The following is an 11,915-nucleotide window of genomic DNA, read 5'->3' as shown; positions in this document are numbered from 1 at the left end:
GGTGGGCGGTTGCGGCGGCGCCGCGTTGAGGCAAACTGTAGTTCGTTGCAAAAATAGGATAAAGCTGGTTTAATATCACTTACTGTTCTGAATTCGGAACTATAGCCATGCACGATCTCAACGACCTCTACTACTTCGCGATGGTCGTAGACCACGCCGGTTTCGCCGCCGCCGAGCGCGCGCTGGGCATACCGAAGTCGCGTCTGAGCCGGCGCATCAGCCAGCTCGAGACCGATCTGGGCGTGCGCCTGCTGCAGCGTTCCACGCGTCGCTTCGCCGTCACCGACGTCGGCAACAGCGTCTATCGCCATGCCCAGTCGATGCTGGCCGAAGCCCAGGCCGCGCGCGAAGTGGTGGACCGCCTCAGCGCCGAGCCGCGCGGCGTGATCCGCGTCAGCGTGCCGGTCGGCCTGGCCCAGCAGCAGTTGCCCAAGCTGTTGCCCGAATTCCTGGCCAAGTACCCGCAGGTGCGCGTCCAACTGCACGTCAGCAACCGCCGCGTCGACATCATCAACGAAGGCATCGACGTCGCCTTGCGCGTGCGTTCCAAGCTCGACGACGACGGCAGCCTGGTGATGCGCAGCTTCGGCCAGATCCAGGAACTGCTGGTCGCCAGCCCGAAGTACCTCACCCGCATGGGCCGTCCCAAGAACCCCGACGAACTGTCCGACCATGTCACCCTCAGCATCAGCGAGGACGACGCCCGCCAGCGCTGGGAGCTGCACGGCCCCGACGGCGAAGTGCGCCGGGTCGAACTCAAGCCGCGGGTGATGGGCTTCGATTTCCCGATGCTGATGGCGCTGGCCGAACAGGGTGTGGGCATCACCCTGCTGCCGGAAACCGTCTGCGCCGAAGCCGTGCGCCGCGGCGAGCTGGAAGTGGTGCTGCCGAACTGGCGCCTGCCGCAAGGCATCTTCCACGCCGTGTTCGCCTCCCGTCGCGGTCTGCTGCCGGCAGTGCGCGTGTTCATCGACTTCCTGGCCGAAAAGGCCCCGTCCCTGGTCGAGTCCGCGCGCCTGCAATGCAGCGACATCAAGGGCGCCCCGTGCCCCGACGGCGTCGCCAAGAACGACGCCAAGGCGCGCAGCAAGACCGCGGCGTGAGAGAATCCCGCGGCGCCGCCGGCCACGCCCGGCGCCGCGACCCCGCTACGGAGAGGTGGCCGAGTGGTTTAAGGCAGCGGTCTTGAAAACCGCCGAAGGGTTAAACCTTCCGTGGGTTCGAATCCCACTCTCTCCGCCATGTTCTCGTCTTTCAGGGCGGAGCCGGTATGGCGACGGAAGACAGGTTCAAGCAATCAGTCATTGTGACGTTAGCGAAGAGAGCGGCAAATCGGTGCTCTAACCCGGACTGCAAGGCAATAACTAGTGGTCCCACCGATGATCCGGCAGGCTCGGTCAACGTGGGAGAAGCGGCGCATATCTATGGCGCGAATCCCGGGGCGGCTCGTTATGACGCTGATATGAGCTCATCGGCGCGCAGTGATATTTCGAATGCAATTTGGCTATGTGGCAATTGCCATAAGCTAGTAGATGACGATCCGAATCGCTTCCCAGTTGGCCTTCTGTTCGAATGGCAAAGGGAGCACGCCCGAACAATTAGCGACTTAGTGGGTAAGGCTGGCGCTGATGTTCGCGAGAGATATGAGAAACGTCACTTGGACGAATTAGGGCGGCTGAGCTATTTGGCCGAGCGACTGATTCTTGAGAAAGATGGGCCCTGGGAGTATCGCCTCACAGCTGAAGTTTTACGTTTTGAGATGGCGCCTGTCCTTCGACGCTGGGACGCATTGCAACGAGGGCTATATATGAAGCCCGCGACAAGAGTGGCGAAGGTCGATTTCCTTTCTTGGTTGGATGATCGTATGGCTGAGATCCGCGTCATGATCAGGGCCTTCGGCGAGCTGAGCAATGTTGAGTTCGCGCGCGCGTGGGGGGCTCCGGGAGTTCCTGGCATCGAATCTGACATCATCTCCGTTTGTAGGCTGTATCGTGAGGTTTGTGAAGCATGCCTGGCTTGGGAGGAGACGGTGCGTTTCTCTACCGTTGATGATGTGTACATAGAGGTTCGCGACCTTCTCGTCGGCGTTGCAGGAGGGATAATTGACGAGGCAGCGAAAGTGCCAGACTTTATGTCAAAAATCTTGGCTGATAACCGAGCTGAAGGTCAGTTTCTCCTATCAATGAAGTTGTCTCTCCCCGATGGCTGGTCAGATAAGATGAACTCGGCGCTGGCGCGCGCACGCCGAAGTCATTCTTGATAGTTGCTAATCAGAGCATGCAGAGTATGCGTTGAAATGCTTTTTGCTCGTTCTATCTCGATTCGACTCGTGTCGCTTTTGAGAGATCTAGGTCTTGCGGTGGTTCCATCTCATATGCGCGATGTAAAGTTCTCATGAGCGCAGGGGATGCTGATAGGTTGGCTTGATCTAGCGCGCTCACTGCGATCCCCGGCGTCCACGAGTTCATCACCGCCGCGCCCGCCATGCAGGCCAGATCGGTCAGCCGTACTTCTTGAGCGCGCTGCGCGACGCCCAGGCGCTCTAACTGCCGCCGTACGATCCCCATCGTCGTGCCGATCAGCATGTCCGCGATCGGCCACACCACGGCTTCGCCATCCCAGAACACCAGATTCCAGATCGAGGCTTCGCTGAGGCGGCCGTGGCGGTCCACGAAGGCGGCGTCGTCGAAACCTTGCGCGACGGCTGCGCGCAGGTAGTGGGTTTTGGCGACTTCGCCTACGTGCTTCACGTTGGGGAGCGGGCGTTCGTAGTCGAAGGTGGCCAGGGATAGCGGGCCTGCGGGGCCGGTGGCGGCGGGGCTGGTGCGGATCAGGATTTCGGGTTCGATGCCGGGGCCGGCGACGACGAATTCGCCGGCGGGCGAGTAGACCGTGGCGGTCAGCGAGAGGTCGGCGGGGCCGGCTTCGATGGCGCTGCGCAGGTAGGCGCAGATGCGCTCGTCGGGGAGGGCGTGGCCGTACATCTGCATCGAAGCGGCGCGCAGGCGGTCCAGGTGCAGGTCGAGGCCGCGGATTTTGCGGTCGCGGACTTGCATGGCGGTGAAGTGGGCGTGGCCGGCGAAGGCGAGTGGGGCGAGGGTTTCGGCGTTGGCGTCTTGGCCGTTGCGTTGGGTGACGTAGGTGGGCGAGGCAGTGAGCATGGCGGGGCACTCCAAGGATTAGGCGCTGCATTGCCCGTAGAAGAGCAGTGCAGCGGTTCGATGGGTGCGACTATCCGCCGCGGTTTCGATGTGGAGAAACGAATGTTTCTTGTTGGGGCTTCAAGTTTGGTTTGAAGTCTGGGACGCGTCGTAGGTGGGGTTACGTGGTCGCGGCTTACGCCACTCCTACCCCAAAACGGGGTTGGCGTTGGGACGCCGGTGCGGCTATTTGCGGATATCGAAGCCGGGGTTGTCGTTGATCGAGCCGTCCGGTTCCAGCACGGCGTAGCGGCCGTCGGCGTGGAAGACCACCGGTATCGGTTCTTTGAACAGCGGGCGGCGCACGAAGCGCAGGGTCCAGCGGAAGTGTTCCAGCGTCTCCAAGGCGGACAGCTGTTCGGGCGTCAGGCCGGCGCGCAATTGCGCATCGGTCGGTTCGGCGGTGCGTCGGCGTTCCTTGTCCGGCATGTGGTGCGGCCCCGTGTAATGCCTGGCGTGGCTGACAGTCTGGTGTCCCGGCAGAGAATAAGGCGTGAGCGTGCCGGCGGCGCGGTCTTTCGCGGCATGGAAGCACGGAATCGGCCGGCAGACTTTGAGCGCGCGTAAAAGTTGTGATCTGAATCCCCAATCGGCGTGGCCGATGGTGTCAGCGGACGTGCTTAGAGCTGGAAGGCGATCGCGCGCACCGCGCCTTCCAGCAGGTCGGCGCCCATGCCGGCCGGGCGGAGCTGGTAGGCCTGGGATTCGCCGCGTCGGGCGTCGATCCATTGGGCGAGCCAGTCGATTTCGTGGCGGCCGTAGAACAGCACCGAGGCCTCGTGGTTGAGGAACAGGCTGCGCAGGTCGAGGTTGATCGAGCCGCACATCGCCAGGTCGTCGTCGAACACCACCGCCTTGGCGTGCAGCATGCGCGGGTGCAGCCAGAAGCGCGCGCCGGCCGCGGCCAGGTCGCGCATGGAGCGGCGGCGGGCGAGGTCGGCGAGGCGGTGGTTGGATTGCGCGGGCAGGACCAGGTCGACTTGGATGCCGCGCAGCGCGGCCAGTTTCAAGGTCTGTTGCAAGCTGTCGTCGGGCACGAAATATGGCGTGACCGCGAGCAAGCGGCGGCGCACGCGGTAGCCGCCGGCGACCAGCAGGGCCTGGGCGCTGTCCTCGGGCAACTCGGGGCCGCTGGGCAGGAATTGGGCGGCCGCGACCAGCGGTTGCGCGGGCTGGGGCACGGATGCGGCCAATGCGGGCAGCGGCCGGTGCACGGCCTTGCACCAGTCGCGCTCGAAGCGGTCGGCGGCGTCGGCGGCGACGGCGCCGTCGATGGTGAACGACAGGTCCAGCCAGGCCGGGCGCTCGGGCCGGTCGAGGAAGTATTCGATGGCGAGATTGCGGCCGCCGCTCCACAGGCGCTGGCCGTCGGCGATCGCGAGCTTGCGGTGATTGCGCAGATTGCGCGGCGCTCCATCGGGGCGGCCGAGCAGACCACGGAAGAACGCGACCTCGGCGCCGCTGCGGCGCAAGGCGCGCAGGGCGGCGCGATCGGTGCGCAGCGAGCCGACGCCGTCCAGCAACAGTCGCACGCGCACGCCGCGTTGCTGGGCCGCGGCCAGCGCCCGCAGTACGCGCGCGCCGACCTGGTCGCTGCCGAGGATGAAGCTGCACACGTCCAAGCGCTGGCGGGCGCCGTCGATCAGCGCCAGCATCGATGCGAGCGCGGCCGTGCCGTCGGCGTCGAACTGCGTGTTCGCGCTGGCCGGCGTGGGCAGGCCCAGCGAGACCAGCAGTTCGGCGGCCCAATGCGTCTGCGCTTGCGTGTGCGCACGCAGGTGCACGCGCTCGCGCGTGAGCTTGCGCCGGCCGAAGGCGAGATACAGCGGCAGCGCGAGGTAGGGCAGCAGGGCCAGCGCGATCACCCAGGCGATCGCGGCCGCGGGCGCGCGGCGTTCCTGGGCGACGCGCGTGGTCAGGACATAGATCAGCACCGCCAGCGCGGCGGCGGCCAGGTGCGCGAAGGTGCCCGTCAGCCAATGGAACATGCGTCTGCCTCGGCGCTAGCGCCGCGCCGGTGGAGCCGGCGCGTGCGCGTTGCAGGCAATGTACACCGGCGCCGCGCGCCGCCGCGTCAGCGTGCGGCGAACAGCGCGTTGATGTCGGCGTAGGGCATGGCGCCGGCGGACAGTGGCGCGGAGTCGCCGTCGCGGAAGAAGCCGCTGGCGAGCTCGGCGGCGCGCGCGAACAGGGTCTGCGACAGGCCGGAGCCCGCGCTGAGGCGGCGCACGCCCAACTGCGCCAGCTCCGCTGCGGCGGGCAGGCCCGGGCGTGCGAGCACGTTCACCGGCAGCGGCGTGCCGGCGACGACGTCGGCGATATCGCTGCGCTCAACGATGCCGGGCACGAACAGGCCGTCGGCGCCGGCGTCGCGGTACAGCCGCGCGCGCGCCAGGGTGGCGCCGACGCGCTCGCCTTCCGGGGCGAGGCCGCGCAGGTAGATGTCGGTGCGCACGTTGACGAAGAGGTCGACGCCGGTCTGGGCGCAGGCGCGCTTGATCGCGTCGAGCTTGGCGCACAGCGCCTCGGGCGTGCCGTCGCCGTCTTCGAGATTGATGCCGACCGCGCCCAGCGCGCCCAGCCGCGCGATCGTCGCGCCGACCGTGGCCGGATCGTCGGAATAGCCGCCTTCGGCGTCGACCGTCAGCGACACGCGGATCGCGCGCGCGATGCTTTCCACCGCGGCGTACAGGCGTTCGACCGGCAGCGCGTCGCCGTCGGCGTAACCGTTCGACCAGGCTAGGCCTGCGCTGGTGGTGGCGACGGCTTTCGCGCCCAGGCTTTCGATCAAGCGCGCGCTGCCCGCATCCCAGGCGTTGGCGAGCAGGAGCAGGCCGTCCTGATGCAGACGGCGGAAGGCGGTGGCGTGGTCGGTCATTCGGTGCTCCGGGGGAGAGGGCTGGATGCGGTGATGCTGACAGCTGGGCGCGATGCCGACTCGCCGGATTCGGACAGCGCCGTGGCGCTGTGCTCGGAGTCGCGTCGGCGGGTATCGATCACGATAGCCTGCGTGCCGTTGGCAACCTGTGCGGCGCTTGCGAATTCGCCGCAAGACGGGCGTTACGCGCTCGCGGCGGCAGCCGCCGCGAGCGCCGATCGCGTTACGGCGCGGACTGCGCGTCCCAACGGCGCAACGCGCGTTCCACCGCATCCACGCCGCGCGCGGCCGCGACCGCGTCGACCTGGCTGACGGTGTCGGCATCGCTATGGATCACCTGCATCACCTTCGGCACCGGCTTGGGCTTCTTGCCGGCGAACGCTTCCAAGGTCAGCGGAATCTCCGCCGCGCCGAGCAGCGAGTACGACACCGCCGGCCAGCCGGCCTTGAGGAAGGCCAGATGATCGGACGGCGGGTACTTGTCGCCAGCGGACAGGCTGATACCGGTTTCGTCGGTGGCGGCGCGCGATGCGGCGACCAGCGGCTGATTGGCATCGGGCGTCATCATCCACAGCGTGTCGCCCCAGCCGAACACGTCGAAATTGACGTACAGCGCGGGCTTGACCTTGCCGTCGGCGACGTAGGCCTTGGCGCCGAGCAGACCGCGTTCCTCCAGGTCCCAGAACGCGACCGCGACGCGATGGTGCCGCAGCGGTTCGCGCTTGAAGCGCTCGGCCAGGGCCAGCACCGCCGCGCTGCCGGAGGCGTTGTCGGTGGCGCCGCGGCCGACGTCTACCTTGTCCGAATGCGCGCCCAGCAGCAGCAGCGGCGCATCGGCCGAGCCGGAGACGTCGGCCAGCAGGTTTTCGCCGCTGTGTTCGCCGGCGCTGAACGGTACGGCGCTCCACTGGATGCCCAGGCCCTGCAGGCGGCGCTGGATCACCGCGCGGCGGTCGCCGGCGGCCTGGCTGTCGGACATCGCGACCACGTCGGCCAGCCAGCCGGCGGCGGCGGGTTGGCTGGTGGCGTCTACGCTCGCCGGCGGTGCGGCCGGCGCAACCGGCGCGGTTTGCGCGCAGGCGGCGATCGCGAGGCTGAGCGCGAGGACGACAAGACGGCTTTTGTGCGGCATTTGGGTTCCTTCGCCTAACGAATTAGCTGGAGTTTGCACAGCGCGGCAATGGATCGAATGTGCCAAAGGTTCGCGACTGCTTGCGTGCCCCGCGGGCGCCGCGTAGCCTCGTTTGCGGCAGGCCGCAGCGGCCGGGGACAGCATGACGATACGCGTTTACCTTGTCGACGATCACGCGCTGGTGCGAACCGGCATGCGCATGATCTTGTCGGCGGAAACCGACATCGAAGTGGTGGGCGACGCCGAAAGCGGCGAGCTCGCCTTGCCGGAAATCCGCAAGCTGCGTCCCGACGTGGTGCTGTGCGATCTGCATCTGCCCGGCTACAGCGGGCTGGAAGTGACCGAGCGCGTGATCAAGGGCGACCACGGCACGCGGGTGATCATCGTGTCGGTGCTGGAGGACGGGCCGATGCCGCAGCGCCTGCTCGCGGCCGGCGCCTCGGGCTACGTCAACAAGGGCGGCGACGCCGCCGAGCTGTTGCGCGCGGTGCGCGACGTCGCACGCGGCAAGCGTTACCTGGCCGTCGCGATCGCCCAGAACATGGCTTTGGCCAAGGTCGACGGCGGCGCGTCGCCGTTCGACGAATTGTCGCCGCGCGAAATCGAAATCGCGCTGTTGCTGGTGCAGGGGCTGCGCCAGGAAGAGATCGCCAAGCGTCTGAGCCTTAGCGCCAAAACCGTCAACACCCACAAGACGCGCTTGTTCGCGAAGCTGGGCGTGGTCGACACCATCGCGCTGGCGCGCTTGGCCGGGCAGTACGGTTTGGCGGATCCGGCGCACGCGTTGTAAGCGGCGCCGCAGGTTACGCGGCACGCTTCGCCGCTTATGGTTCGACACGCTCACCACGAACGGCTCGTGAGTTTTCTTTGCCTTTGCTTGTCTTCCCCCTTTGCAAAAGGGGGATTGAGGGGGATTTGCTTTTGCCTTGTCACGAGCCCACCGCTCATGGTTCGACAAGCTCACCACGAACGGCTCGTGGGGTTTCTTCGCCTTGTTTGCCTTCCCCCTTTGCAAAAGGGGGATTGAGGGGGATTTGCCTTTGCCTTGGCGCGGGCCCACCGCTCATGGCTCGACAAGCTCACCACGAACGGCTCGTCACGAACGCCTCCGTTCCTATTCCTAGCCCCCAAATAGAAACGGGCCGCAGCTAGCGGCCCGTTTCCTGTCGCACTACGACCTCACCCGATCAGGCGTGACGGTCGCCTTCCTTGGGCTCGTCGTCCGCATCGGCCTGGCCTTCGACCGCGGCATCGGCAGGTGCCGGCGTCGCCGGACGCGGCGGCTGCGGGACCGGATCGAACAGGCTGGCGGTGTGCGGCATCGAAGGCGCGACGGCTTCCGCCTTCGCTTCGACCGCCGGCACCACGGCCGGCGTTTCGACCACGGTCTCTTCGATCGCGACCGGTGCCGGCACGACTTCGGCTTCGACCACCAGCGGGGCGACGACTTCAGGCTCGATCACGACCGCGGTGGGCGTCACGACGGCCGGTTCGTCGGCTTTGGGCGCGGCGGGCTGGGCGTACTGCGGCGCGATCACGACCGGCGCTTCGACGGGCTTCGGTGCCTCGTAAGCCTGCGGTGCTTCGTAGGCCTTGGGCGCTTCGGCCTTCGGAGCCTCATAGGCCTTCGGGGCTTCGTACGCCTTCGGCGCCACGTAGGCGCTAGTGGGCGCTTCCGTCTTGGCGGCGGCGGCGACTGGCGCTGCTTCCACCGGAGCGGTCGCGACCGGCGCGATCGCGGCCGCCGCGGCGGCGGCGGGCGTCGGCTCCACGGCCGGCGCGGTCTCGACCGCCTGGACGGCGGTCGCGGCCGCCGGCACGACCTGTTCGGCGGCGTTGTAGCTGCGCGTGGGCTCGTGCGGTTCGAACACCGGCTGGGTGTCGAAGGACGGCGCGGCGGCCACGGCGGCGGCGACCGGTGCCGCGGTCGCGACCGCGCTGGGCGCGGCCGAAGCCGGAGCCGGCTTGGCCGGTGCCGAGGCATCGTCGTCGAAATCGAACTCGGGCTGCGAGCGGTTCGCGGCCGCGACCGGCGTCGCGCCCGGCTCGTCGCCGGCTTCGTCGTCGTCGTCGTTCAAGACATCGTCGTGCAGCTGCGATTCGCCGGCGGCGCCGGCTTCGCCCGCACCGCGACGACGGCGGCGACCGCCGCGACGGCCACGGCGGCGACGGCCGCCGCCTTCGCCGGCGGCGTCATCGGCTGCGGCGCCGTTCTCGTTGCTGGCATTGACGGCGTCTTCGCGCTTGATCGCTTCCTCGGCGGCCACGGCTTCGCCGGTCGCGGCGGCGACGGCGGGCAGGGCAGCGGCGGCGATCGCGGGTGCGTTCAGCGCTTCGGTGTCGGGCTTGGGCTGCGCTGCGGCCGGCTTGGGCTCGCGCGGCGGACGCGGGGCGTTGTTGGCCTGCGCCTGCTGCGGGGCGTTGCCCGTGCGCTGCTCTTCGCCCTGCGGTTGCTGCTGGGGCTTGGGCTGCTTGGGCTGCTGCGCCTGCTGCTGCTTGGGCGGGTTCTGCGGCTGCGCTTGCTTGGCCGGCTGCTCCTGCTTGACGCGGGGCTGCTGCTGGCCGCCCGGGGCCTGCTGCTGGGCCTGCGGCTTGTCGCGGCGCTGCTCGTCGCGGCGACCGCCATCGCGGCCGCCCTTGCCGTTGCGGCCTTCGTTGCGGCCGTCGCGGCGCTGACCGCCGTTGCGGTCGCCGCGTTCGTTACGGCCGCGGCCGTCCTGCGCGCGCGCGGCCGGAGCCGGTGCGGCGGGGGCAGCGGCGGCGCCGCCGCGGAACAGGTTGATGAGGCGTCCGAACAAACCGACCTGCGGCGCCGCGACCACCACCGGCGCCGGCACCGCGAAAGCGGCCACGGCGGCCGGCTCTTCGCGCGGCTCGCGCATCGGCGCGGGCTGGGCGGGCTTGACGTTGGTCACCATCGGCGCATCCGGAATGTTCAGATGGGCCTTGGTCAGGGCGTGGGTCGGCAGCTTGCGCGGGGTGCCGCGCTGGTAGCTGGGCTTGCTGGATTCTTCGCCCAGCTCGTTCTCGCGGATGCGGGTGACCTCGTAGTGCGGGGTCTCCAACTGCTCGTCGGCGACGATCACGATCGGCGAGTCGTGGCGCTGTTCGATCTCGCTGAGCGCGCGGCGCTTTTCGTTGAGCAGGTAGTTGGCGATCTCGGTCGGGGCCTGCACCAGCACCTGGCCGGTGTTCTCCTTCATCGCGTGCTCTTCGGCCACGCGCAGGATCGACAGCGACAGCGATTCGACGCTGCGCATGCGGCCGTGGCCGTCGCAACGCGGGCAGACCAGCTGGCTGGACTCGCCCAGCGACGGGCGCAGGCGCTGGCGGCTCAGCTCGAGCAGGCCGAAGCGCGAGATGCGGCCGATCTGGACGCGCGCGCGGTCCTGCTTGAGGGCATTTTGCAGCTTGTTCTCGACCTCGCGCTGGTGGCGGTTGGACGACATGTCGATGAAGTCGATCACCACCAGGCCGCCGAGGTCGCGCAGGCGCATCTGGCGGGCGACTTCCTCGGCTGCTTCCAGGTTGGTGTTGAACGCGGTTTCTTCGATGTCGCCGCCCTTGGTGGCGCGCGCCGAGTTCACGTCGACCGCGGTCAGGGCCTCGGTCTGGTCGATCACCAGGGCGCCGCCGGAGGGCAGGCGTACGGTGCGCTCGTAGGCGTTCTCGATCTGCGACTCGATCTGGAAGCGGTTGAACAGCGGGGTATCGTCGCTGTACTTCTTCAGCTTGCGCAGGTTGTGCGGCATGACTTGTTCGACGAAGTCGCGCGCCTCGGCGTACATCTCGTCGGTGTCGACCAGGATCTCGCCGATGTCCGGGCGCATGTAGTCGCGCAGGGCGCGGATGATCAGGCGCGATTCCTGGTAGATCAGGAACGGCGAGGGCTTGCTCAGGGCGCCCTCGGCGATCGACTTCCAGACCTGGAGCAGGTAGTCCAGGTCCCATTGCAGCTCTTCGGCATCGCGGCCGACGCCGGCGGTGCGGATGATCACGCCCATGTCGTCGGGGATGGCCAGCTTGTCCATCGCCTCCTTGAGGGCGGCGCGGTCGTCGCCCTCGATGCGGCGCGAGACGCCGCCGGCGGTGGGCGAGTTCGGCATCAGCACCATGTAGCGGCCGGCCAGGGAGATGAACGTGGTCAGGGCGGCGCCCTTGTTGCCGCGCTCTTCCTTATCGACCTGAACCACCACTTCCTGGCCTTCGCGCAGGAGCTCGCGCAGGCCGGCCTTGTTGTGGTCGACGCCGGCCTGGAAATAGTCGCGGGAGATTTCCTTCAGCGGCAGGAAGCCGTGGCGCTCGGCGCCGTATTCCACGAACGCCGCTTCGAGCGAGGGCTCGAGGCGGGTGATGCGACCCTTGTAGATGTTGGACTTCTTCTGTTCCTTGGCCGGTTGTTCGATGTCGATGTCGTACAGGTTCTGGCCGTCGACGATCGCGACGCGCAGTTCTTCCGCCTGCGTCGCATTGATCAGCATGCGCTTCATTGTTGCGTTCCTCGCGCGCTCTACCGCGCGGAACGCCATGGCGTTTCGCTATCTGGGAACCGAAGCCCCGCCGTCGCGGCCTGTACGCTGCAGGGCGGTAAACCGCTCTGCGCCCGGCGCGCGCCGGCGAAACTTCCACTACCAGCGCTTCTACACCACGGCACGCCGCGGGAGCGCTTGTTTCTTTATTGCCTGACTTTCGGACCGGCGACGCG

The 11,915-nt window shown here is 67.8% G+C and carries 8 protein-coding genes, 1 tRNA gene and 1 pseudogene; 4 read left to right on the top strand and 6 right to left on the bottom strand.

What is annotated here, in order from left to right; all coding sequences use genetic code 11:
* Positions 1 to 107: 107 nt before the first annotated feature.
* The 3 genes and pseudogenes from ASD69_RS06295 to ASD69_RS06285 form a co-directional block, all read left to right on the top strand.
* Positions 108 to 986 (top strand): annotated as a pseudogene (locus ASD69_RS06295) (LysR family transcriptional regulator); the annotation flags it as partial.
* Positions 987 to 1,152: 166 nt separating this feature from the next.
* A tRNA-Ser gene (locus ASD69_RS06290) sits at positions 1,153 to 1,242 on the top strand.
* A 28-nt stretch (positions 1,243 to 1,270) separates the two neighbouring features.
* Positions 1,271 to 2,260, top strand: a complete 990-nt coding sequence (locus ASD69_RS06285; RefSeq protein ID WP_056176655.1) for an HNH endonuclease — start codon at positions 1,271 to 1,273, stop codon at positions 2,258 to 2,260.
* A gap of 52 nt (positions 2,261 to 2,312) precedes the next feature.
* On the opposite strand, the gene ASD69_RS06280 is transcribed toward ASD69_RS06285, so the two are convergent.
* The 5 genes from ASD69_RS06280 to ASD69_RS06260 form a co-directional block, all read right to left on the bottom strand.
* Positions 2,313 to 3,161 (bottom strand): aminotransferase class IV family protein, encoded by an 849-nt coding sequence (locus ASD69_RS06280; protein ID WP_056175149.1) that lies wholly within the window; start codon positions 3,159 to 3,161, stop codon positions 2,313 to 2,315.
* Between the two features lie 225 nt (positions 3,162 to 3,386).
* Positions 3,387 to 3,629, bottom strand: coding sequence for a hypothetical protein (locus tag ASD69_RS06275; RefSeq protein ID WP_056175144.1), 243 nt, complete (start codon positions 3,627 to 3,629; stop codon positions 3,387 to 3,389).
* 191 nt (positions 3,630 to 3,820) lie between these two features.
* A complete protein-coding gene (locus tag ASD69_RS06270; protein WP_056175141.1) occupies positions 3,821 to 5,188 on the bottom strand; it encodes a phospholipase D-like domain-containing protein in 1,368 nt (455 codons plus the stop codon).
* Between the two features lie 86 nt (positions 5,189 to 5,274).
* A complete protein-coding gene (locus ASD69_RS06265) occupies positions 5,275 to 6,078 on the bottom strand; it encodes an isocitrate lyase/phosphoenolpyruvate mutase family protein (protein WP_056175137.1) in 804 nt (267 codons plus the stop codon).
* Positions 6,079 to 6,301: 223 nt separating this feature from the next.
* Complete coding sequence (locus tag ASD69_RS06260; RefSeq protein ID WP_056175134.1) at positions 6,302 to 7,210, bottom strand: M20/M25/M40 family metallo-hydrolase; 909 nt, start codon at positions 7,208 to 7,210, stop codon at positions 6,302 to 6,304.
* A 142-nt stretch (positions 7,211 to 7,352) separates the two neighbouring features.
* On the opposite strand from ASD69_RS06260, the gene ASD69_RS06255 reads away from it, so the two are divergent.
* Entirely contained in the window at positions 7,353 to 8,000 is a 648-nt protein-coding gene (locus ASD69_RS06255; RefSeq protein WP_056175131.1) for a response regulator, read from the top strand.
* Positions 8,001 to 8,397: 397 nt separating this feature from the next.
* Here ASD69_RS06255 and ASD69_RS06250 read toward each other — a convergent pair whose 3' ends face one another.
* Positions 8,398 to 11,700 carry an Rne/Rng family ribonuclease gene (locus ASD69_RS06250; protein WP_056175126.1) on the bottom strand — a complete coding sequence of 1,101 codons (3,303 nt, stop codon included), beginning with the start codon at positions 11,698 to 11,700 and terminating at the stop codon, positions 8,398 to 8,400.
* Between the last annotated feature and the right edge of the window lie 215 nt (positions 11,701 to 11,915).

This window comes from Lysobacter sp. Root604 (assembly GCF_001427505.1).
In the GTDB taxonomy this organism is placed as follows: domain Bacteria; phylum Pseudomonadota; class Gammaproteobacteria; order Xanthomonadales; family Xanthomonadaceae; genus Lysobacter.
The sequence above is the reverse complement of the archived record's forward strand: the minus strand, read 5'-3'. Positions and strand labels throughout refer to the sequence as shown.